General features: G+C 66.9%; 22 protein-coding genes and 2 pseudogenes. 18 read left to right on the top strand and 6 right to left on the bottom strand.

Annotated features, from left to right (window positions below; genetic code table 11):
* Positions 1-342: 342 nt before the first annotated feature.
* The gene (locus I4J89_RS45740; protein ID WP_309238775.1) at positions 343-1,632 is read right to left on the bottom strand and encodes a glycoside hydrolase family 32 protein; all 1,290 of its coding nucleotides are present in this window, start codon (positions 1,630-1,632) and stop codon (positions 343-345) included.
* A gap of 541 nt (positions 1,633-2,173) precedes the next feature.
* Here I4J89_RS45740 and I4J89_RS45735 point away from each other — a divergent pair.
* Genes I4J89_RS45735 through I4J89_RS45725 form a run of 3 tightly spaced genes read left to right on the top strand, consistent with a single transcriptional unit; the run spans position 2,174 to position 5,425 of the window.
* On the top strand, positions 2,174-3,484 hold the full coding sequence (locus tag I4J89_RS45735) for an ABC transporter substrate-binding protein (protein WP_196420509.1): 1,311 nt from the start codon (positions 2,174-2,176) through the stop codon (positions 3,482-3,484).
* Positions 3,485-3,497: 13 nt separating this feature from the next.
* Positions 3,498-4,481, top strand: coding sequence for a carbohydrate ABC transporter permease (locus I4J89_RS45730; RefSeq protein WP_196420508.1), 984 nt, complete (start codon positions 3,498-3,500; stop codon positions 4,479-4,481).
* Positions 4,478-5,425 (top strand): carbohydrate ABC transporter permease, encoded by a 948-nt coding sequence (locus I4J89_RS45725; protein WP_196420507.1) that lies wholly within the window; start codon positions 4,478-4,480, stop codon positions 5,423-5,425. The genes I4J89_RS45730 and I4J89_RS45725 overlap by 4 nt, the downstream gene beginning before the upstream one ends.
* Positions 5,426-5,565: 140 nt before the next feature.
* Here the strand turns inward: I4J89_RS45725 and I4J89_RS45720 are convergent.
* Positions 5,566-6,276, bottom strand: a pseudogene (locus tag I4J89_RS45720) (IS6 family transposase).
* A gap of 18 nt (positions 6,277-6,294) precedes the next feature.
* A pseudogene (locus I4J89_RS45715) lies at positions 6,295-7,068 on the bottom strand (transposase family protein).
* A 610-nt stretch (positions 7,069-7,678) separates the two neighbouring features.
* Between I4J89_RS45715 and I4J89_RS45710 the strand changes: the two are divergent.
* The 8 genes from I4J89_RS45710 to I4J89_RS45675 all read left to right on the top strand — a co-directional run bounded on the left by I4J89_RS45710 (position 7,679) and on the right by I4J89_RS45675 (position 13,067).
* Positions 7,679-7,879: a hypothetical protein gene (locus I4J89_RS45710; protein WP_196420506.1), complete on the top strand. Its 201-nt coding sequence runs from the start codon at positions 7,679-7,681 to the stop codon at positions 7,877-7,879.
* The gene (locus tag I4J89_RS45705; RefSeq protein ID WP_196420505.1) at positions 7,876-8,037 is read left to right on the top strand and encodes a hypothetical protein; all 162 of its coding nucleotides are present in this window, start codon (positions 7,876-7,878) and stop codon (positions 8,035-8,037) included. Before I4J89_RS45710 ends, I4J89_RS45705 begins: the two co-directional genes overlap by 4 nt.
* A 26-nt stretch (positions 8,038-8,063) precedes the next feature.
* On the top strand, positions 8,064-8,336 hold the full coding sequence (locus I4J89_RS45700; RefSeq protein WP_196420504.1) for a hypothetical protein: 273 nt from the start codon (positions 8,064-8,066) through the stop codon (positions 8,334-8,336).
* 163 nt (positions 8,337-8,499) lie between these two features.
* Entirely contained in the window at positions 8,500-8,814 is a 315-nt protein-coding gene (locus I4J89_RS45695) for a hypothetical protein (RefSeq protein WP_196420503.1), read from the top strand.
* Positions 8,811-9,317, top strand: coding sequence for a GAF domain-containing protein (locus tag I4J89_RS45690; RefSeq protein ID WP_196420502.1), 507 nt, complete (start codon positions 8,811-8,813; stop codon positions 9,315-9,317). Before I4J89_RS45695 ends, I4J89_RS45690 begins: the two co-directional genes overlap by 4 nt.
* Before the next feature lie 340 nt (positions 9,318-9,657).
* Entirely contained in the window at positions 9,658-10,347 is a 690-nt protein-coding gene (locus I4J89_RS45685; RefSeq protein ID WP_196420501.1) for a flagellar brake protein, read from the top strand.
* A 61-nt stretch (positions 10,348-10,408) separates the two neighbouring features.
* A complete protein-coding gene (locus I4J89_RS45680; protein ID WP_196420500.1) occupies positions 10,409-12,013 on the top strand; it encodes a methyl-accepting chemotaxis protein in 1,605 nt (534 codons plus the stop codon).
* A gap of 13 nt (positions 12,014-12,026) precedes the next feature.
* A complete protein-coding gene (locus I4J89_RS45675; protein WP_196420499.1) occupies positions 12,027-13,067 on the top strand; it encodes a BMP family lipoprotein in 1,041 nt (346 codons plus the stop codon).
* A gap of 342 nt (positions 13,068-13,409) precedes the next feature.
* Here the strand turns inward: I4J89_RS45675 and I4J89_RS45670 are convergent, their stop codons facing one another.
* The 3 genes from I4J89_RS45670 to I4J89_RS45660 form a co-directional block, all read right to left on the bottom strand.
* On the bottom strand, positions 13,410-14,246 hold the full coding sequence (locus I4J89_RS45670) for an IS5 family transposase (RefSeq protein ID WP_196420498.1): 837 nt from the start codon (positions 14,244-14,246) through the stop codon (positions 13,410-13,412).
* 480 nt (positions 14,247-14,726) lie between these two features.
* Positions 14,727-15,020, bottom strand: a complete 294-nt coding sequence (locus I4J89_RS45665) for an amphi-Trp domain-containing protein (RefSeq protein WP_196420497.1) — start codon at positions 15,018-15,020, stop codon at positions 14,727-14,729.
* Between the two features lie 698 nt (positions 15,021-15,718).
* Entirely contained in the window at positions 15,719-16,927 is a 1,209-nt protein-coding gene (locus I4J89_RS45660) for a tyrosine-type recombinase/integrase (RefSeq protein ID WP_196420496.1), read from the bottom strand.
* On the opposite strand from I4J89_RS45660, the gene I4J89_RS51875 reads away from it, so the two are divergent.
* The 7 genes from I4J89_RS51875 to I4J89_RS45625 all read left to right on the top strand — a co-directional run bounded on the left by I4J89_RS51875 (position 16,928) and on the right by I4J89_RS45625 (position 22,808).
* Complete coding sequence (locus I4J89_RS51875; protein WP_309238774.1) at positions 16,928-18,661, top strand: radical SAM protein; 1,734 nt, start codon at positions 16,928-16,930, stop codon at positions 18,659-18,661. It begins immediately after the preceding gene.
* Entirely contained in the window at positions 18,651-19,370 is a 720-nt protein-coding gene (locus I4J89_RS45650) for an aspartate racemase/maleate isomerase family protein (RefSeq protein WP_196420495.1), read from the top strand. The genes I4J89_RS51875 and I4J89_RS45650 overlap by 11 nt, the downstream gene beginning before the upstream one ends.
* Positions 19,370-20,179 (top strand): hypothetical protein, encoded by an 810-nt coding sequence (locus I4J89_RS45645; RefSeq protein ID WP_230860709.1) that lies wholly within the window; start codon positions 19,370-19,372, stop codon positions 20,177-20,179. Before I4J89_RS45650 ends, I4J89_RS45645 begins: the two co-directional genes overlap by 1 nt.
* The gene (locus tag I4J89_RS45640) at positions 20,176-20,982 is read left to right on the top strand and encodes a carbohydrate kinase family protein (protein WP_196420493.1); all 807 of its coding nucleotides are present in this window, start codon (positions 20,176-20,178) and stop codon (positions 20,980-20,982) included. The genes I4J89_RS45645 and I4J89_RS45640 overlap by 4 nt, the downstream gene beginning before the upstream one ends.
* A gap of 8 nt (positions 20,983-20,990) precedes the next feature.
* Positions 20,991-21,920: a nucleoside 2-deoxyribosyltransferase gene (locus I4J89_RS45635; RefSeq protein WP_196420492.1), complete on the top strand. Its 930-nt coding sequence runs from the start codon at positions 20,991-20,993 to the stop codon at positions 21,918-21,920.
* Entirely contained in the window at positions 21,920-22,417 is a 498-nt protein-coding gene (locus tag I4J89_RS45630; RefSeq protein WP_196420491.1) for a nucleoside/nucleotide kinase family protein, read from the top strand. The genes I4J89_RS45635 and I4J89_RS45630 overlap by 1 nt, the downstream gene beginning before the upstream one ends.
* Positions 22,418-22,499: 82 nt before the next feature.
* Positions 22,500-22,808 (top strand): MazG-like family protein, encoded by a 309-nt coding sequence (locus I4J89_RS45625; RefSeq protein WP_230860708.1) that lies wholly within the window; start codon positions 22,500-22,502, stop codon positions 22,806-22,808.
* Positions 22,809-22,840 lie beyond the last annotated feature (32 nt).

Here is a 22,840-nt window from a genome sequence, read left to right as displayed (position 1 = left end):
CCCACTGCCGGCACTCTGGTCTGCCGCCTTGCTGCCGCCGACTGTCCTCACTCCTACCGGCCGGGTAGTCGGCGGCGAGGCGCAACCGGTGCAACAGCCTCGAATCCTCGAACTGGCACCCTTCAGGGCCATCTTCAACGCCCGCACGGTGTTCATCCAGCCGACCCGGGTGACATCGGGCGTCCCCCATCGGGCAGCCACCAGGCGGCTTCCCAGGCGGCGACGTCCCGCTGGCCAGGGTCGGATCAGGCCGGGTCGACATCCGGCCGGTTCCCGCCGACTGGCACCAGCTCTAGCTGAATGTTGACCCGAGAGGCCTTCTCTGCAAGGCCGGTGTTTCCTCTATTGCAGCCCGAGCTGCCAGGCGCTGATGGGCGCGGGCTGCGCGAGCCGCAGAAGCCAACGGCTGGTCATTGTCGGATACGCCCGGGTTGTGTAGGCAGTGGCCGTGCCATCGAAGGTTTCGATCATGGATCCGTCAACTAGGATGCGCGGCGGTACCACGGGGGACGGTGCGAGGTCGACCTCAGCGACCAACTGTTCGTCACCGCCATCGACCAGCCACAGTGTCGCTTGTCGTGCATCGGGGTGCAACTCGATGTCGTAGGCGGTGGCGGTGAACGGCTGATCCGAGGGGATCTGCAGTGCCTCCCGGCGCAACCCGGCGAGTTCGGGCACCGGCCTCGACACCAGCGTGTCACCGAGCAGGGACAACTCACGGCAGAAGGTAAGCGCGCCGGCCCAGCCGGCCCCGGCGATGTCTTCCCGCGTTCGGCCGTGCTCCCAGGACCATGCCCACAGCAGGACCCGGCCGTCATGGCGCAGGACCTGCGGGGCGTAGAAACACGGGCCTCGGTCGAGTTCTCCGCCGCCGACGGGTGTGAAGCGTGGGCCATCCAATCCAATTTCAAGATCACCGATGAGGTGCCTCACCCCGGCTAGGCGCTGGGTGCCGTCGACGTGACGCCAGAGTGAGACGATCAAGATCCATCGGTCATCGAGGGGCAGCAGGTTGGGGCACTCCCAGATATTCGCCGGCGCCGCCTCGGCTGCGATCGGGTTGTCGCTCGATAGGAGCGTTCCCAGCCCTGTCCACGAGGTTAGGTCGTCGCAGCCATAGACGAGTATCCGCGGACTGCCGTGCGTGTGCCCAGCACCTTGAACGGCGTATCGGCGGCCGTCGGCCTCGAAGAGGAACGGGTCTCGTGCGTGACTGATGGCCGGATCGTCCGGCATGCCGGCGGCGGGCTCCCGGTCCTGGTGCCAGCGCAGCATGTCTCGGTCACTCCGGGCGAGCAGCACGACCGATCGGAAGCTTTTGTCGGCAACGGCGCTGTACGCCGCGGTGGGCACGCCGGCATCGTCTGTCACCGAGCCGCTCCAGCACCCGTACTCGTCAAGCTCGCCGGGACGGTTGACCAATGCGATCGGGTGCTGCCGCCAGTGGAGCAGATCCGCCGAGCTGACATGTCCCCACTTGATCCCGTCGTGCACGGGCGCGTCGGGGTTGTACTGGAAGAACAGGTGGTAGCGGCCGTTGATGAACGAGCAGCCGTTCGGATCGTTCACCCATCCGTATTGGGGGCGACCGTGCAGGCTCGGGAAGGCCGGATCCGGGTGCGCGGAATTCACTGTGTCGTCCCGGTGCAGGTCCGGTGCGGCGACACGACTTCAACGGCTTCCGGACGGCGCGAACCAGCGCAGCTTCGGCGGGGGCGTACGCCTGCGCCGACGTCACGCCTGCCGAGGCGGTTCATGCCTCCACGGTAGGCCATGGAGTGTGTCCCGAGCCGTTCGGACGTCCGCGAAAGCGTTGACAGGACATCGCTCAGGCCCGCCCCGCACCAAGCCCTAGCTCGCAGGGCACAGCGATCCCAGCGTTTAACGTCATTACGTTCCTATATGCATCGGCACGCATGTTATCGCCGGCGTGGCCCCGACCGCCGCCGCGATGACGACCGCGTCGAGACACGCGGATGCCCGATGGACTCGCATAGTTCCTCCCCGGAATGCGTCCGCACATCGAGGCAGACGTGCGCCGCCGGGCCGGTCAGGCGAACGGACGTGACGCCGAATCCAGAAGGGAGGGTCCGCAAGGTTGACAGCCTCCCAGAGGGGGCGAAGTGTGTGAGTTGAGTCACGTGATCGACACATCTCGTTCGACGGAGCCGGTATGCACAGGTGGAGGCGGGTGATCCGGGGCGCTGCCGTGGCGGCGGTCGTGGGCCTGACCGGTTCGGCGTGCCTCGCCGAACCCGGAGCCGGCCGCAACCGCGGCGCCGAGGACGACGTGGTCGAGGTGATGTACGGCTTCAGCGGCGACCAGTCGCAGAGCTTCCAGGGCATCGTGCAGCCGTGGGCGGACCGGAACGGCATCAAGGTCCGGCTGTCCTCGACGCCGGACTTCGACAAGCTGATCCGCAGCCGGGTGGCCGGCAACAACCTGCCGGACGTCGCGATCTTCCCGCAGCCCGGCATCACGCTGAACATCGCGCTGTCCGGCCGGCTGATCGACCTCAGCACGGTCGTCGACACCAACCAGTACAACAAGAACAACATGTACCTGTTCGACGCGGCCAGCGACGCCGAGGGCAAGGTCTGGGCGATCCCGATGTCCACCAGCGTCAAGAGCCTGGTGTGGTATCCGAAGAAGGCGTTCGAAGCCAAGGGGTACACGGTTCCGGAGACGCAGCAGGAGCTGCTGGCGCTGACCGAGCGGATCAAGGCGGACGGTACGCCACCGTGGTGCGTCGGGATCGAGAGCCAGGCCGCGACCGGCTGGCCGGCCACCGACTGGGTGGAGGACTACGTCCTGCGGGTCGGTGGCGCCGCCAAGTACAAGCAGTGGACCAGCCACCAGATCCCGTTCAACGACGCGGTGATCCAGCAGGCCGTCGACGAGATCGGCAAGATCTGGTTCACCGAGGGCAACGTGCTGGGTGGCCGCCGGTCGATCGCCAGCACCAACTTCGCCACCGCCGGCAACCCGATGTTCGAGAACCCGCCGAAGTGCTTCCTGCACCGCCAGGCCAGCTTCCTGGCCCAGCCAGGCAACTTCCCGGACCCGATCGTGCAGAACATCGACACCGAGGCCGGCGTGTTCCCGCTGCCCCCGGTGCAGGCGGGCGCCGGCCAGCCGGTGCTCGGCGCCGGCGACCTGGCCGGGCTGTTCAACGACAACCCGGACACTGTGCGGGTACTGGAGTTCATCACCAGCAAGGAGTTCGGCAACCAGCTGGCGCCCGACGGCGGCTTCATCTCCCCGTGGAAGGACTTCGACCGGTCGAAGTACCCGAACGAGACGATGCGCGCCATCGCCGAGATCGCCTACTCCTCCACCGAGGCGGTGTTCGACGGCTCGGACACCATGCCCGGCGAGGTGGGTTCGGGCAGTTTCTGGCGCGGGATGGTGATCTGGGTGACCGGCCAGGAGGACACCGCCACGGTACTCAGGGACATCGACGAGAGCTGGCCGGACTACTAGGAGCTGATCGGTGATGACCGCGAAAGTGATAACCGCGCTGATCTCGATCATAGCCGGGGTAGGCGGCGCGCTGGTGCTCTACTACCTGCTCAACAAGCTCGCCGAGCGGTTGCCGGGGCCCTGGGAGGACCGGATCAAACCGTACGTCTACATCCTGCCCGCGGTGGCGGCGATCGGGTTGTTCCTGATCTATCCGGCGTATCAGACCATCGTCTACAGCTTCGCCAACCGGACCTCCACCGAGTGGGTCGGTCTCGACAACTATCGGCAACTACTGACCTCGGAAGCATTCCTCCAGACGCTGTTCAACACACTGCTCTGGATCGTCATCGTGCCGACCGCCACGGTGATCCTGGGCCTGGCCGTGGCAGTGCTGGCCGACCGGCTGCGGCCGCGCGGTGAGAAGCTGACCAAGACGATCATCTTCCTGCCGATGGCGATCAGCATGGTCGGTGCGGCCACGATCTGGCGCTTCGTGTACGAGGCCCGCCCGGCCGGCCAACCGCAGATCGGGCTCCAGAACGCGATCGTCACGGCGCTGGGCTTCGACCCGGTCGTCTGGCTGCAGCAGGAACGCTTCCACATGAACAGCTTCTGGCTCATGGTCATCCTGATCTGGGCGCAGGTCGGCTTCTCCATGGTGCTGCTGTCCGCGGCGGTCAAGGGGGTGCCGACCGAGACGCTGGAAGCCGCCCGGATCGACGGCGCCACCGAGCGGCAGGCGTTCTTCCGGGTGGTCGTACCGCAGATCTGGCCCACCGTCACGGTCGTGTTCATCACCGTGCTGATCGGCGTGATGAAGGTCTTCGACGTGGTGTACGTGATGACCAACGGCAACTTCAACACCAACGTGATCGGGCTGGAGTTCTACAACCAGCTGTTCACCAACGGCAACGCCGGCTTCGCCGCGGCGATCGTGGTCATGCTGATGGTGGCGATCATCCCGGTCATGATCTATCAGGTTCGCCAGTTCCGAGCCCAGGAGGCAGGACGATGACCGCCGTCAGCCAAGGGCCGCCGCCGACCCCGGTGCCCGGTCCGGTCACCGACCGCAAGACCATGGGCGGCCGTCGTCGGCAGCTCGGCGGGGTAGGCGAGAACGCCGGCAAGGCCAACTGGATCGTCAAGGCCGTCCTGCTGATCATCTGCTTCCTGTGGATCGTGCCGGTGATCGGATTGTTCATCACCTCGGTCCGGCAACCGGACGCCGCCAACGCCACCGGCTGGTGGACGGTGCTGAAATCGCCCCTCGACGCCACCCAGTGGACGCTGGCGAACTACACCGAGGTGGCCACCGAGAGCAACATGTTCCGGGCATTCATCAACAGCTTCGCGATCACGTTGCCGGCCACTCTCATCCCGATCCTGATCGCCGCGTTCGCCGCCTACGCGTTCACCTTCATGGAGTTCAAGGGCCGAGACGTGCTGTTCATCATGATCGTCAGTCTGCTCGTCGTACCCAATCAGGTGGCCCTCGTGCCGCTGCTGCAGCTGTACGGCCAGTTCGGCCTCAACGGCACCTTCCCGGCCGTCTGGCTGGCGCACATCGGGTTCGGCATGCCGCTGGCCATCTTCATCCTGCGCAGCTACATGGCCACCCTGCCCAAGGAACTGATCGAGTCGGCCAAGGTGGACGGCGCCACACACTTCACCACGTTCTGGCGGCTGGTCATCCCGGTGTCGGTGCCGGCGCTCGCCTCGTTCGCGATCTTCCAGTTCCTCTGGGTGTGGAACGACCTGCTGGTGGCCCTGATCTTCCTCGGCCCCGGCGAGAACGAGCCGATGACGGTCAACCTGGCCGGCCTGATCGGCCAGCAGGGTCAGGGCTGGCAGCTGATCACCGCGGGCGGCTTCTTCACGATGATCGTACCGCTGATCGTCTTCCTGTCCCTGCAGCGCTTCTTCATCCGCGGCATGGTGGCGGGCTCGGTCAAAGGGTGAGCCGCTTCGGGGTGGTGGCGGACTCCTGCACCCAGTACGGTTCGTCGTTGCCGGCGAACGCGAGGCCGAGGCCCATCTGGTGCAGCGGCTCCGTTGCGTTGCGAGATCGGCGGACAGGCTGAGCCCCGCCCGACAGGTGGTTAGAGCGCTTGGGCGAGTTCGGTGAACGCTGCGGCGACTCGCAGTGCGGGGCGGGCGTCGACTCCGAGTTCGTAGTGGCCGCGGCGCAGATTCTGCATAAAGGTGGGCCCGGCGATCACGACTTGCGCCCAACGATCAGTCTGGGGTCCACGCATCGGTCTCAGCCGGCGTTTCAGCTGGCCGTGATCGGCTTCTATCGAGTTGTTCGCGTACTGCTCGACGTGGTGCCACGCCGCGGGAACCACCTCCTGCAGTACGCCCGGATAGACCGGCGCGGCGTCGGTGACTACCTGGTTTGGGATCACCTTCAGCGTCCGTAGCGCTCGGGTGAAGAACCGGCGAGCGGCGGCGGCGTCCCGGCGGGTCGAGAGCAGCACGTCGACGACCTGGCCGTGCTGGTCGATCGCCCGGTAGAGGTAGCGTCAGACTCCGTTGACTTTGACGTATGTCTCGTCCACGAACCAACGGTCAGCGGGTGAGTGGCGGGCGAACCGGGCGGCGTCGGCCAGCAGTGGCATGAACCGCTGCACCCAGCGGTAGACGGTCACGGGGTCGACCTGGATGCCGCGTTCAGCGAGCAGTTCCTCGACGTCTCGGTAGGACAAGCCGTAGCGCATGTACCAGCGCACCGCCACCACGATCACCTCGGCCGGGAAGCGGAACCCGGCGAACGCCGACCGAGGACGAGCACAGCGTCGAGACCAACCCACAGACTTCACTGAGCCTTTTCATCCTGCGTAGCGGTCGGCTTCAACGTGCTGCAGAACCAGGATGGCCTGCACGATCACGGTCGCTCGGCGGGGACAGCAGCGCAGCTTGGCGAGTAGCGTCCAGGTCTTCAAGGTGGCGATGGCTCGTTCGCCGCGGACCCGGATCCGGGCGTGCTGGCGGTTGTAGCGCTTCTGCCAGCGCTGGAGCTTCGGCCGGGACCGGTGGCGTTTGAACGGAACCCGGATGGTGCCACCGGCACCTTGGTAGCCCTTGTCCGCGAACGTCATGACGTCCGCGCTGGTCAGGGCGTCGATGATGCCGAGCTGGCGGGCTGCGCTCAGGTCGTGGGTACGGCCGGGCAACGCCACCGAGGCCCAGATCAGCCGGCCGCGTCCGCTATGACCTGCACGTTCACGCCGTGGCGCTTGTGCTTTCCGGAGTAGTACGGTCGTTGGTCGGCGATCCGGTCGATCGCGATCAGGGTGCCGTCCAGGATGGCGAAGGCCAGCTGGCGGATGCGGTCCATGGCGGTGGCCAGGTCGTCTGCGGCGGCGGAGAGCAGGTCGACGGCTTCGCGCACGTAGCGCCAGGCGGTGGCCACGCCGAACCCGGCCGCGAGGCGGGTGTAAGTGTCGCCGTTTTCGCATGTGGGCCAGGACGAGTAATGCCTGCTCACCGGGGTTGAGGCGCCGCCACCGGGAACCGCGTTGGCGACGGTGGACCCGAATGCGGTCGGCGAGGTGGTTCAGACTCCGATTGGACAGCGGAATCTTGGCGGGGTAAGACAGCACGGCGAGGCTCCCGGCTGGGGCATCGGATCTTGGTCGACTGCTGTCTTACCTGGAGCCTCGCCCTCATCGATATCCGGGCCACCCACACCTGCCGTGACCAGCACCGTCAGGTTGGAAAAGGTTCAATGCTGACAGTACGAGCCGGTCAGCCACTCGGCCGCGGGCGTCGAGTGCGGCAAGCCCGTAGATCACGCCTTCGTCTCGGATGGCTGGCATTCGCGACAGCGGCAACGGCAACCGTTTCCCCGGCGCTGGGGAAGAGGACATCCGAGAATCTCGCGGCGTCACCACGGGGATCAACGCCGGAACTACGGCAGCCACGACGCCCACCTCCCCAGCCCATAGGAAGAGGTGCGGCGATTCGCCCCGCTGACGTGTTCAAGCGCGTTTGACCGCTGGTCCGTTGAAAGTCGCACGGATGCTACGCGTGGGGTTCAAGTCCCCCCTCCGGACACAGACTGTAAGCACACCGGTGCTGGCCTTGACTCGGCCAGCACTTTTGCTTTCCCGGATGTGGGTCAGCCGCAGCCCGAGCTGGCGGTAGATCTCGCCCTTGTCGCCAGGATCGGCGTCATGGATCACTCGGATGATGTCGGTCAGCGTGGTTACGATGTGGCGGACCGCGACCCACTTGTCCGTGGACGGATTCACCCACAACGAGGCCCTGGCATTTTTCGCCCAGGCCGTCCCCGAGGTGCCCGTCGGCTCCGATCCGCACGCTGCGGCCCAGATCGCGCGGAGCTGCGGCTATCTGCCCGTGGCCCTCGGCCAGATCACCGGGCACATGCGCAGCACACCCGCTGGACATTGACCGATCACGCCGACCGACTCGACGAACGCCACCACGACCGGCGCCGGGACACCGGCGTCGAACTCGCGCTGCACCAGTCCTACCAGCACTTACCCGCCGACCATCAGCGGTTGCTGGGGCTGCTCGCCCTGCATCCCGGTCAGGACTTCGACGCGTAGTCGCGACAGCCCTGGCCGAGACCGAATTGACCACCGTCCAGGCGCTGCTGCGCTACCTGCGCGAGGACCTTCTGTTCCAGCAGACCGGGCCCGGCCGGTACACCTTCCACGACCTCATCCGTGCCTACGCCACCAGCCGAGCCCACGACGAGGACCGGCCGCCCGAACGCCGCACCGCGCTGACCCGCCTGTTCGACTACTACGTCGCGGCCACGGCCACTGCCGTGAACAATCTGCATCCCGCCGAGGCCCGTTGGCGGCCCGCCGTCCCCGCGTCGGTCACCCCATCCCGCCCATGACCGACCGGCGTGCTCCGCACGGAAAAGGGCGGGGAAGAGAGAGAGGACCAACAGCTCACAGCTCGCTGCCCCGTCGGCGGACGGCTGAGCCGGCTCAGATGCGATGCGTCCCGACCGATCTGACGGGTGAGGTAAGCGCGCGCACAGTCGACGAAGGGTACCGATGGCGGAGCAGAACGCGAGACCGGGCGTCTCGTTGCCTGGTGCGGCGTACGAGTTGCAGAGGCCGACGCTGGCGACTGCCCGGGCGGCATTGCAAGGCTTCTACGGACCGCATTCCGAAGATGTCTGGCGCACTTTGTTGTTCAGTTCCGGCCTCACCGGGGACGAAACCGATCACGCGGCATTCGGCCGGCTGATCACGGCCATGCAGGCGGCCGCGCCGTTGACCCGCCTGTGCGCGCGCGGCCTGTCGGTACGCGCCTCGGTATACGAACGCCTCGTCGAACGACACGTGAAAGACGGGATGACCGCATGAACAGCCACGAGCCAGCGCCTGCCGTCCCGGACCGTCTCGAAGTGATGGCCGGCATTGACCTGGACAACCCGGAACTACGCCACCGGCTGGACCACATCGCCAAACGGACAGCCGATCGGCTCGGCCAGCCTATTGCTCTGGTCAGTATGGTGTTGAACAACGCACAGTTCTTCCCTGGCTCGTACGGATTGCAGGGATGGCTGGATGAGCTGGCTGGCACCCCCATCGAGTGGTCTTTCTGTGTCAACGCCGTCAATTCGGGGACCGCGTACGTCGTATCGGATGCCACCACCGACGTCGACCAGTCGACCAACCCTTTGGTGACCATCGACGGTGTGCGCAGCTATGCCGGTGTCCCTATCGTGGTCAATGGCGCCATTCTGGGCGCGCACTGCGTCCTCGGTTCGGACCCACGCCCGTTCACCGATGCGGACCTGGCTGAGCTACGCCGCGGCGCCGACGAGATCAGCGAACTGTTGCGGTCGTTCGCCCTGCCAGGCTGACTGCGCCGCTGCGCAGCTGAATGGACTCGGACAACAGCACGGCCCGATGTCGCCGGCGTGTTCCGCGATCATGCAGGAGACTCGGCTGGCCGATGCTCTCGAGCAAGCGGTCCGCGGCGATATCCGCTGCTGCCTCGAACTGAGCCCGTGACGCCGGCCCGAGCGACAGCGGCGGGTGCGGCGCGGCCCCGCGTGATAGGCGTCAGCCGTCATTTGCGCCCAGGACTGCACCGGACGGGTCATCTCAGGCTCGTGCCCGGAAAGGCTCACAATCGCCCAGGACGTGCCGATGGGGTAAGTGTTTGGATCCTGCCGTGTAGGGCAGCCACGGAGGCAATTGATGAGCGGTGCGACGGGACGGGTGTCCGTCAGCGGATCGGCGGGCGGCACCACGGCGGGCGTGTTGCCGGAACCGGGCACGCCCGTGTTCCTCGTCCTGGGTGATGGTGTGAACTTCCGCTCGCGGCTGGAGACGGTCGACGGCGACGCTTTCACGGTGGCCGCCCCGCTGGAGACCGCCGGCCCGGCAGTACTCGAGCCGGGCCGCGAATTCGAGATATTCTGGGCTCCGCCACGCACTCGCGTGGTGCTGCCCTGCCGGGTGATCGCGGTGTCCCACGAGGCACCGTACCGGTGGACGCTCGCGCCTACGGCGCCAGCCCGTCACGACAACCGGCGGCAGTTCGTCCGGGGCGGAGCCGGCGCGTTAGTCCGGCTCGACGCCGACATGGCCGGCCAGTCGATCGACGGTGTGCTGCTGGACATCAGCGAGGGCGGTCTGCGCTGCTGGATCGATCAGCCCCTGCCACTCGCCCCTGGCGATCAGGTACGCGCCACGGTGTGGCTGGGTACCGACGAAGCGCAGCTGAACGGCGTTGTTCATACGGTGCGTGCGGCTCCCCACGGAGACCCCGGTCAGCATCTGATCCTCACCTTCGACACCTCGGAGGGCGTCGCGCGGTTGATCCGGCAGTACATCCTCGCCTGGGAGATCGGCGTGCGCCGCGGAGGCGGCCAGCCCAGTTCGTAGGAGTCGAACGCCGGCACACCCGGCTCGAACCCTGGAGTCCTCGACCGGAAGGACGATCCTCGTGCGGCGCTTCACCATCGGCGCCCGGCTGTTCGGCACCTTTGCCGCCGTACTCACGCTGCTGCTCGCCCTCGCGGCGGTTGCCTTTGCAACCATCGTCGCGCAACGCGATGCCGCCACGGAGGTACGGCGCCTCGAACTGCTCACCCGACAGGCCGGCGGGATCAAAACCCACGCCGCGACCCTGAACGGCTGGCAAGCCAGCTTCATCAACGACATCTACCGCCTCGGCGCTGCCCGCGCACTCGGCGGTGACTCGGTCGCCTACAAAGCCTGGCAACAGGAACGCGACGCGTTCCAGGACTTCCTCGACGGCGTCGACGTCGCGAGCATGACCGCCGCCGAGCGGCCGGTCTTCGACGAGCTGAACCAGGAGCTCGCCAACTACGTCACGACCAACGATCGGGTCGTGGCGGGTTACCGACCGGGCACTGCCCAAGCGTTGTGGAACGCCGACCAGATCGCGATGTACGACAGCTGGAACAGCTATTACCGCATCATGGTCTCCGCGCAGAAACTCGCCTCCTCGGTCGACGCCCGCAGCGTAGCCGCGGTCCGTTCCTCCGCGGACAACGCCGCCCGAGCGCAATGGATCATCGCGGCTGCGACGGGCCTCGCCCTGCTCCTCGGTGCCGTGTCGGCCTTCGTGGTGACCCGCAGCATCGTGCGGCCGGTCGGTGCCGCCCGAGACGCCCTGCGCAGGGTTGCTACCGGCGATCTCACCGTCGAGCCGGTCACCGACGGCCGCGACGAGGTGGCCCAGATGGCTGATGCGCTTCGGCAAGCGGTCCTCGCCGTACGCACGATCGTGTCTGACGTCGCCCACCAGGCTGGCGTGCTGACCCAGACCTCAGCCGAGCTCAACGCCGTCTCGGGCGCGTTCGCGAAGGCGGTCGGCGACACCTCGCAGCAGGCGGATCTGGTGGCCGGCGCGGCCGAGGACGTCAATCGCAACGTCGATACGATGGCGGCCGGTTCCGAGGAGATGGGCATCTCGATCGAGGAGATCGCCCGGAACGCGGCCGAGGCCGCCGGGGTGGCAGCCGAGGCCGTGACGGCCGCCCAGACCGCCAACCGGACCGTCGGCAACCTGGGTACCTCCTCCGCGGCGATCGGCGACGCGGTGCGGCTGATCACGTCGATCGCCGAGCAGACGAACCTGCTCGCGCTGAACGCCACCATCGAGGCCGCCCGCGCCGGGGAGTCCGGCAAGGGTTTCGCCGTGGTCGCCTCGGAAGTCAAGGACCTGGCACAGGAAAGCGCCCGCGCGGCCGACGAGATCGACTCGCTGGTGAAAGCCATCCAGACGGACACCCAGGCCGCGACCACTGCGATCGAGTTGATCGGCGACGTCGTAGGCCGCATCAGTGACTACCAGAACAGCATCGCCAGCGCTGTGGAAGAGCAGACCGCCACCACCGGAGAGATGAACCGAGGCGCCGTCGCCGCTTCCACCAGCACCGCGAGTATCGCCGAGAGCATCCGGGCGGTCGCGGCCGCCACCGCCGCCACCTCCGGGGAAGTGGCTCGCTCGCGCGAGGCCGCCGCCGAGCTGAGCCGCATGTCCACCGCGCTGCGCGACGCGGTCGGGCAGTTCCGGTACTGAGGAAGGACCCGAGATGATCAAACGGATCACTGCCGGACTTCTCGCCGGGACGCTCGTACTGGCGCTGGCGGCGTGCACCGCGACGGTGCCCATCTCGCCGACCGACTCCTCCGGCCTGGGCAGTGAGACGATCCACGTCGGGATCGCCTATGACAGCGCCGGCCGCGGCGACTTAAGCTTCAACGATGCCGCCGGCGCGGGACTCGACCGCGCGAAGAAGGAACTACTGGTCCAGGCGACCGAAGCAACCACGGAAGCCGAGAACGACCAAGCCCGCGCGGAGACCCTGCGCGGTCTGGCGCAGGGCGGCAGCAACCCGGTCATCGCCGTCGGATTCCTGTACGCCACGGCCGTCGGCACCGTCGGCAAGGAGTTTCCGGACACCCTGTTCGCCATCATCGACGACGACTCGGTGTCCGCGGACAACGTGGTTTCCCTGCTGTTCTCCGAGGAGCAGGGCTCGTACCTGGTGGGGGTTGCCGCGGCCCGCGCCACTCGGACGAACCGAGTCGGTTTCGTCGGCGGCGTCGACGTCGCCCTGATCCACAAGTTCGAGGCCGGATACACCGCGGGCGTACGCAGCGTCAACCCGGGCATCACCGTGGACGTGCGCTACCTCAGCAAGCCGCCCGATTTCAGCGGCTTCGGCGCGCCTGACAAAGGCACAGCCGCTGCCCGGCAGCTGATCTCCAACGGGGCCGATGTCATCTACGCGGCGGCCGGCGGTTCCGGCAGCGGAGTGTTCGAAGCGGTCGCGGCCGCGCCGGCCAAGGTCTGGGCGATCGGGGTCGACTCCGACCAGTACGCCAGCGCACCGGAAGCCGTCAAGCCGCACATCCTGACCTCCATGCTCAAACGCGTCGACAACGGCGTCTTCCAAGAGATCCAAGCGTTCGCCAAGGGCGATCGCGAAGGCGGCAGCAAACGCTACGACCTGAAGGTCGACGGCGTCGGCTACGCGACGTCCAACACAGCGCTGAACCGATACAAAGACGACATGGAGAAGGCCCGCTACCGCATTCTCAGCGGCGCGGTGAAGGTCCCCAGCAAGTAAGGCTTGCCACCATCAGCGGGTCGGTCGACTACGAGTAGGTGAGGATCTACCGACCCGATCACCGGGGGTATGCGCGGTCAAGCTTCCGCGCCCCGCATTTAGCGGAGGCGGCTGAGCCGGGCGGCACGCAGACGGTGTACCAGGTCGCCGGGATGACGCGCGGTGGCTGCGCCACCCAGGTGAGCAGTCAGCTCGCCGACGTCCCAGCGTACAGGGTGTCGGCATCGACGTCGCCAACGGCGCGGTCACGGTGAGCAGCGACGCCCCACTCGACGACAGCGTTGTCGCCGCAGCGGTGGCTAAGAGGGCGTCTGATTCACGTACTTTGCGAGTTATGCTACTTTAGGTACCTCGCCAGGTTGGGGTGGTTTCGCTGGTGAGGCGCTTGGCGAGGTTGTCGATCATGGCGATGGTGATCATGCTGGCGGAGTTGTCGGGGCGGGCTTCGTAGTCGCGGACGAGGCGGCGGTGCTGCATCAGCCAGCCCAGGGTGCGTTCGACTGCCCATCGCCACTTGACCACGCTGAAGCCTTTGACCTGCGGGTCCTTGGTGACGATCTCGACGTCGATACCCAGGTGGGCGCCGTGCTCGACAACCGTGGACTTGAATCCGGCATCGACCCATGTCTTGGTCAAGGTGGGGTAGGTGGCCGTAGCCCGGTCGAGCAGGTCGATGCCGATCACGTTGTCGCTGACGCTGGCCGCGGTCACGATGATCGCGAGGATCAGGCCGAGGGTGTCGGTGATGATCCCGCGCTTGCGGCCGACGATCTTCTTGCCGGCGTCGGTGCCCTGGGTGGCGGCCGGGACGTTGGTGGAGGTCTTCACGCTCTGGCTGTCCATGATGGAGGCGGTGGGGCCGATTTGCCGCCCGGTCTTGTCGCGGACCAGGCCAGTGAGCTGGTAGTTCAGCTCAGCGAAGATTCCTTCGCTGGTCCAGGCGGTGTAGTAGCCGTAGACGGTGGCCCAGGGCGGCAGGTCGTGGGGCAGATAGCGCCAGGGGATGCCGGTGCGGTTGACATACAGGATCGCGTTGAAGATTTCGCGGAGATCATGGGTGGCGGTCCGGCCGCCGACACCGGCGTCGGTGCGGGCCTGACGCCAGGCGGTCAGCCGCGGCTCGATGAGCGCCCATCGGGCGTCGGACAGGTCAGAGGGATACGTGCGGCGATCGGTCATAACCTCGCAGTACGGTGGCTATACGCGGGCGGCGCGGACTGCGAGTGTGGGTGATACCACCGCACAACCGAACCAGACACGAATGAGGTGGCAAATCGTCCCTGCGGGACGGCTGGAAGCCGCTGTTATCCGGCTTTTCTGGACTGGGAGCGGGTAGCCAAAGGCGCTTGAGCTGGCAGACACCGCTACCGGTAAGCCAACGAACCAGAATCAAACGCCCAGTTAGAAGCTGCCAACAGATCTCTGCTCGGCCCAGTTGATCAAACGGCGCCAGCAGATCAGGACGCAGGCCAGGCTGACAAGCCCGCCATGGACGTCCAAGCGCCGTTCCCAGTGCACGGCGAGCCTGCGGAACCAGGTCGAACGCGGCTTAGCCGGTGCGAATACCGGCGTGTTCTGGCCACCCGGTACGACAAGTTGGGCGCCGACTTCCGGCCACACCTGACTTCGTCGAAATGCTCGACTGGCAGCCGCAAACGGTCAGCCGGCGGTGCCGCCGCGACGCTTGCCGGTCGTGCGCTTCGCCGTGCCCGACGGTGCGGCCTTCACGGCATCCGACCACTTCAGTTCGATCTCGAGTTCCACCTCGTCGCCGTCCACTTCAAGCTCGAGCTCCCACTCGACATGGTCGGCTACCGCGAACTTGATCGAGTCATCGTCGAAGGCCAGCTCCGCCACCGAACCCTCGGTCAACCTCGTGCCCAGGGCGATCAGGCGTTCGCCCGCTTCCTTGCGAGTGAGCCGGGACTTTTTCTTGATCTCCACGTCGGCCATGGGACCCGACCTCTCTAGTCAGCGCCGGACCGGTCCGGCCGCCTCGTTGGCGAAGCGCCGTCTCACCATCCCGGCCATGGCCGGCCCCGTCATCATCCGGGCGGGATGAGCGTGCGCGCTGCGAAATGACGCGGCTAAGCGCCAGCCAGCGCGGCCGCACCGAAGCGACCGCTGGCTGGGCGAACGGTCCTTCGCAGCCGTACCCGCGGCGCTTGAGTCGTGTATCGCACCGAGGCGGGCAGCAGGACTGCCCTACCGTTGATCCCGGCCCGACCACCAACCCGAGCAGCAGGTGGATCCAGCAGAGATTTCCTCGAGCCGCACCACTGTCACCGACACACCACCCCTACGATCGACGTGCATGATTGTCATTTCTGGGCTGCGCGACGGAACCTAGCAGCGTCGGCCAGTTCGAGGTCACCTCAAGATTCATGGCGGGCTCCGCCGATAGTGAGCCCAGAGGCCACATTGGTCGACAGCCCGAGCAACGCCACGACGGCCGCCGCTACGCCGCTGAGAACGGCGCGCCACCAGCGGCGAAGACGTGCTCGCATGCTGCGATAGCGCCACCGATCAGCCAACGACGCTGATGGCGCTGACCGAGGGCACGCCGCGCCCGCAGCCCAACTCGCGCCACCGCCACGACCTGACATTGGCTGCGCCCTACCGCAGCCGCCGGTCACCCCACAGGGCGCGGCTCACCACGACGGCTGAACGGCCGACAAATGGGTGTCCAGGTGCGCTAGCCGATCATGCTCACCGTGGGGGAGTAGGTGTCCGTAGGTGTCGAACGTGGTCTTGATCGACGAGTGCCCGAGCCGCAGTTGAATCACGTAGAGATCCCAGCCCGCAGCGATCAGGTAGGCCACGTGGGAATGCCGCAGATCGTGGAACCTAAGCCGCATGTGCAGCCTGGTGGCACACGAACATGACGAGACGGCGCGTGGACTCACCCAGCCCGACGGTGCCGCCATCGGCGGGTGCCGCCGGCAGCGCTGCGCCGAGGTGACGGCCTGCTGCCAAAGGCGCTGCCGCAGGTTGCTGACGTCCTGCGGCCCGCCGTTCGCAGCGGTGAACACCAGATCCCCGCCCGGCTTGTCCGAGATCAAGCCGGCGAAGAGGCGAGCCGTCACAGGTGTCAGAGTGATCGTGCGCCGCGACCGTGTCGATTTCGGAGTTCCGAAAGTGCCGTCACGGCGTAGGACACGTTCGACGTGCGCGGCCGGCGGCTGCGCGGCGAGATCCACGTCCTTGACCCGCAGCCCCAGCAGCTCGCCTTGCCGCATGCCGGTGCTCAGCGCCGCCAGCACGAGACCGCGTAGCCGAGGTGCGCAGTGCTCGACCAGGATGCGGGCCTGTCCACTGGTCAGAAACGCCGCTTCGAAGGGAACCGGCCGCGGTAGCCCGTTGCCGCGGTGTCCTCGAGGTCGCTCCAGCGGGTTGTCGTCGCGCCATCGCGGGACGACGTCGCGCATGACCTGGCTCAGCACTAGCCAGTATTTGCGGACGGTGGCCGGAGCCGCCTCCCGAGACAGGGCGGCTTTCCACGGATCGAGGTGGTCGTATCGGGTGATGTCACCGACGCGCAGGTCGCCCAGATCCCGTGCCACCCGGGAACGCAGCATGCGCGCGTACTCGGCGTGCGTGCCGGACGAAACGTCGATCTTCATCCGGACCCAGCGTTCGATCCAGTCACGTAGCAGCGGTGTGTTCCTGCGGGCCGGTGCTCTGGCCGAATCGGGGTCGATAGCGGCGTAGACCTGAGCGCTGTCGACCTGGTGCTGCCGCGCTTCGACATACACCTTCGCGGCCTTCGCTTTGGTGTCCGCCGGACCGGCGAACGTGCAGCACGGTTGCCGTCCCGCGTACCGCCAGCGCAAGCAGTAAGACTCTCCTCGTTTGCTCATGTGTGCCATGAATCGAGCGTTTCTCGCGATCAGGCTCGGCGTGTACCGCGTCCGGGGAGGCTCAATCGAACCGGCTACCGTCGCCACAACAGGCTGACGGCAGCCCGTCCCTCGAACGGCGACCCGATCCTGACCGGACCGAGGGCTGTCCGCCGCCGAACCGCTCCGGCGTACGGCCTAGGACGGCGGATCACCGACAACCACAATCCGCTGATCCACAAGGCAACGACTGGCGACAGCCCTCACTGGCGATGCGGTCCGGCGTTCACCTGCGGCCGCTCTGCCACCAAAACCAGGACTCGCAGATCAGCCTGGTCTGCACTGACAGCCGCTGGTGAGAACGTCGATGTGCGCTATGTGACCATTGATGACGTGCGGTGGGAACTCAACGGTGGTCAGCCGTTGACGCCGCCTCCCCAGTCCGATCCGTTGACGTACTCGGCCTCATCGAACCGGCAGAACGCGATCAAGCTCCTGCGGGACGCGGCCACGGTGATCGTCGTGGCCGGGGACGCGGTCCCCTCCGTTCACCTGCATGCCCACAACGGCTCGCTCGACGAAATCATCCGGATCCTGGCGTGCGTGCGAGGACGTCGCGTGCTGCTCGGACCGATGGCCAACCACGTCCTCGCGAACGCCGACGCCTATGCCGGACTGTTCGACGCACTGCACACGCACACGATCACCTCGAAAGACATCGCGGTGGGTAGCCGCGCTGGGGCACCGTTCGAAAAGCTCCGGGCCGACCGGGATTCGTTCATCGATCTTGTCGGCGAACTCGGTTGGGAGCCGGTGGGGGAGATCGAGCTCTACCGCGGCTGCACGCGCCGCCGGTACTGCAGCTTCTGCAACGAGCCGGTGAAGTCGGCCGCCGTCGTGTTCCGCGACCTGCAGGACGTCCTCGACGAGGTGCACCAGCTGTATGTCGCCGGGGTACGGCATCTACGGCTCGGGCAGCAGACCTGCTTCTTCTCCGCGTGGAACCGCGACGTCACGAAGATCGAGCAACTGCTGGCCGGGATCCGAGACGGCTGCCCGGACCTTGAGGTGCTGCACATCGACAACGCGGATCCTCTTGCCGTGGCATCACCCGCCGGAGCGCGGATCTCCGCCCTGGTCGCCCAGTACTGCAGCGAAGGCAACTGCGCGCCGATGGGCATGGAATCGTTCGACCCAGCAGTCATCGAGACCAACGCGCTCACCTGCACACCGCAGATCCTGCGGCGCGCGATCGACAACATCAACGCGGTGGGAACCCAGCGTGGCCCTGCCGGACTGCCGACCCTGCTGCCCGGCATCAACATCATCTACGGGCTGCCCGGCGAAACACACCGGACGCACCTGGCGAACCTGCAAGGCCTGGACAGCCTCATGACGGCAGGCGTCATGTGCCACCGCACCAACGTGCGGCAAGCCCGCGCCTACGCCGGAACACCGCTCGCCGGCATGAACGCGGATATCCCGCCGTCTCAGGAGCACTTCACCACGTGGAAGGCGGACATCGACAGCATCTGGGACCAGCCCATGAAGCAGCGCGTCTATCCGGTGGGACTGCGGCTACGCGGCTTGCACTCGTTCTTCGTCACCGGCCGCGGAACCTGGTTCAGACGGCTGGGTTCCTATCCCATCCAGGTCGTCGAGCGCGACGCCGTGGTGCCGCACTACACCCCGGCAGATCTGACCGTCACCGAACATGCGCCCCGTTTCATCTACGGAGTTCGCGATGCCGGCTGACGCCGTCACCGACACCCTCGCCCTGCTCAACGACACCCACACCCGCCTCCGTGGCCCCGCCCATGTCGGCGTGCTGGTGCCCTGGGGCAACACCATCGTGGAGACGGAACTGCCGCGACTCGGCCTAGACCGGGTGGTGTACCACTACGCCCGCCTGGTACCCGCACGCCGATACCGCGACCCCGACGACTTCCTCGCCGAGATCGCCGCCGCCGTACCCGCCACCCTGCACCAGTTCGCGCGCCTCAGCCTGGCCGGAACCTTGGTCGCCTGCACTTCCACCGGATTCCTCACCCCGGAGGCCTACCAGGACACCGCGGTGGTAGACGCCTTCGGCGCCCTGCAGACCCTGCTGCACGACGTGAAAGCCTCCACGATCATCCTCGCGACCCCGTACCCCACCCGGCACACGCAGATCCAAGCCGCCCGCCTGCAAGAACAAGGGTTCCACGTCATCGCTCACGCCAGCCTGGATCTCGGGCTCCTGGACGACTTCACCGCCGTGACACCCGACCGCATCGCCGGCCTCGTCCACGGCATCGACGCAGAACGACGCTCACGAGCGGACGCAGTGGTGCTGTCCTGCACCGCATGGCCGACGATCGACGCCACCGCGTTGCTGCAGCATGAACTCGGTATACCCGTGGTTTCATCAAATCTGGCTCTTGCCTACAGCGCCGTACGACTCGCCCGAGCCGCGGAGGCATGATGAACCCGCCAGAAACCGACAGCGATTCCCCTCTGCGCCTGACCCGCCTGGTGGCCCTGGCCGCGGGCCAGGACGACGTCAAGACCGACGTGCAAGCCAACCACGACAACAACCAGTGGTGGCCCACCTGGATCACCGACTACCGGATGCGCATGCTCGTCGCCGGCTGGAGCACCCGCATCTCCTACAACATGATCGGCACCTACGCAGGCGTCGTGACACAGTCCGCCCGCATCGGCTTCGACACCCTGACGAGGATGCCGGACGCCGAGGTCGCGGCACTCATCCAGCCGCTCGGCCTGCCCGCCGCCCGCATCGGCTACCTGCGGTCGCTGACCGCCTTCCTCGACAGCCGCGACCGCGACTACCTGCTCGAAGCAGACGCGACCACGGTCATCGCCAACTTCGCCAACGAAGTGGCGCACGCCTCCTACAAGGTCGCGCAATGCTCCCTGCTGTACGCCCGGGGCTACCACTGCGGCATCATCCCCGTCGACTCCGGAATGATCAGCCGCCTGGCACCGGCTCTGGGCCTGAGCCTGTCCTCCGGTGCCATCGCGCACGAACAGATGCGCCTCTACCTCGAGACCCACGCCGACACCCATGGTGACTACTACACGCGGCTGCGGTACGAGCAGCGCGCCGTCGCTTTTCCCGCGCGGGCCACGCCGTCCTGGTGGCTGCATTTGGTGCTGATCTACTTCAAACGCCGCTACCTCAACCAGCCGCACCCGCGGGTCTGCCAACAGCGCCCGTTCTGCGACCAGGTCATGGACTGCGCGCACAGCCCGGCGATGGCGATGGCATGAGCAGGCTCGGGGTCATCGGCAACATCTCCCGCGACACCGCCGAACACCCCGGCCAGCACCGCCACCTCCTCGGCGGTGCCGCGCTCTACATCTCCCTCGCCGCCGCCCGCGCCGGCGTGAGCGCCGCACCGGTCTCGGTCATCGGCAACGACCTCGCCGACGCCCTGCGACTCCCGCAGCTGACCCTGCTCGACCTGACCGCCATCGCGGTCGCCGACCAACCCTCCTGCAGCTTCCACCTGCGCTACGACCGGCAAGGAGCCCTGATCGCCGTAGACGCGATCTACGGGGCGGCGGACCAGCTCACCACCCACGCGCTTGAACACTTGCACCGATTCGAGCACGTGCACGTCTGCTGCCGGCGGCCACTCGACCCGGTCCCCGTCCTCGCCGCCCTCGTCGAGCGCCGCCAACCCTTCAGCGTCGACTTCATCACCGCCAGCGCCGCCGACATGATCACCGCAACCGCGCCCTACCTGCGGCACGCTCGGACCGTCTGCACCGACATCGGCGAATACGCGATCCTCACCGGCGCCGTTCCCGCCGACCACCTTCGCGCGGTCACCGTGACCGACGGACCCCGCCCCGCCGTCCTCTACCGGCACGGCGAGGTGGCAGCCCGCACCCCGGTACAGCCGGCCGTGGTCATCGAAGTGACCGGTGCCGGCGACACGTTCACCGGCACGTTCCTCGCCGCCACCCTGCAAGGCGTACCCGAAACGCTGGCGTTGAGTCGCGCGACGCAAGCTGCCACGAGGCGCATCGCCACCGCCGGCATCACCCTCCACCCCCAACCCCCATAGGAGCGCGGATGTTCTACGTCGCACATCGGCTCTTCGCCGCTCACGACCGCCAGCTCGGTGCCCTGGCCGCCACCGCCCTCGCCGAACGCATCAAACCCGACACCGTCTTCCTGCCGTTCTGCGACACCGACGAAGAAGACCTGGTGGCCGACATCAAGGGGCGCCGGCTGTTCGACCTCGACTGCCAGCGCCTGGCGAACCTGCACGGCATGCTAGCCATCCTGCACGGCCCGAGCCTCGACGACGGCGTCTGCATGGAGATCGGCTACGCCGCCGCCCTCGGCGTCCCGGTCGTCGTGCTCACCACGGACTTCCAAACCTACGGGCTCTGTGAAACCGGCGCCGAACTCGCCTTCGCCGACCCGCTGATCGAAACCGTTGCCACCGACATCGTCCGCGTCCACCGTCTCGGGCCGCCCACCAGCGACACCGACCGCTTCCGTGGCTTCGCCGCCCGCAACGCCACCCAGATCCGCGACGGCATCAATCACGCCGTCACCCGGCTACTCGAACTCGCCACCCCCGGCAAACACGGAAAAGTCACACCCTCAGCCGCAGATACCGTCTTCGTCGAGCCGTCACCGTACGGATCCTCCACCGGCTGGCAACGCCTCGTCCGGCAACACAGCACCAAAACCCAGCGCCGCGACGCCCAACGACTCACCGCACCCAACCCCGTCGAGACCGCCAAAGCCGACTGGGACGCCGCCACCAGCAGCCACACCGTGATCGCCGACCTGAGCGGCCCCGAAGCACCACCCGGCGCCGCCATCCTCATCGGCGCAACCGTCGCCGCTGGCGGCCGCGTCCTCGCCTACTGCCCGAACACCGTCTGGACCTTCGCCCACGGCCGGGAACCCAACTGGCGCAACCTCATGATCCAATACTCGGTCACCCGGCGTCTCACCTCGACCAACCACCAACGCGGCAAACGCTGATGGTCGCCGTCGACTGGACCACCGGCTACGACACCATCGTGTTCGAAGGCTGCGACGGCGCCGGCAAAACCACCCTTGCCGAGACGACCGCCCAGCACCTCAACGCCACACTGATCCACTCGATGCTCACACCACCGGGCACCGACCTGTTCACCACCTACAGCTGCCTGCTCGACCGCACCGGCCGGCTCGTCTTCGACAGATGCTTCCTCAGTGAACTGGTCTACGGGCCCCTGTACCGCGGGCACACCCGGCTCACCTACCAGCACATGGCAACCCTCGTCAGACGCGTCGTTACCCGCAACGGCATCTTCGTGCACGTCACCGCGCCAGCGGCCGAGATCAGACGACGCCTGGCGGCCCGCGGCGAACGGCACCTACCCGACATCGAAGAGATAGCCGTGATCTGTGACCGCTACGACGACGTGTTCCGAGCCGTCCGGACCATGGCACAAGTCCTGCAGATCACCACGGATCACCCAGACGAGGCAGCATGACACGCCGATGACGGGTTACCCCGTGCGCGCTCGCTCGATAGGCTGCCCCGGCTGTAGCTCGCCCGAGACCCGGAGGCCCGCCTTGGAGATCAGGTCCGCCCAGAAGCTGACCTGGGAAAACAAGCTCGCCAAAGGATTCAACACGAGCGAAGTTCCCCTGGAGTTCTGCCTCCTGCAAGGCGAGGTTGCCGAAGCCTTCGACGCCTGGCGCCGCGCCCACGAGAACCTCGGCGAAGAGCTCGCGGACATCGCCATCTACGTCATGTCGCTCGCCGAGATGACCGGCGTCGACCTTCAGGCGGCAATCGAGCAGAAGCTCGCCAAGAACGCCAAGCGCACCTACGTCAAGGACGAAGCGTCCGGCACGCTGGTCAAGATAGATCCGGCCTGAACGGCATGTATCGGCGCCGAGAGGTGGAAATC

This window comes from Actinoplanes aureus (genome assembly GCF_015704865.1).
Lineage (GTDB): Bacteria > Actinomycetota > Actinomycetes > Mycobacteriales > Micromonosporaceae > Actinoplanes > Actinoplanes aureus.
Note: the sequence above shows the minus strand (reverse complement) of the source record. Positions and strands in the feature narration are given on the sequence as shown.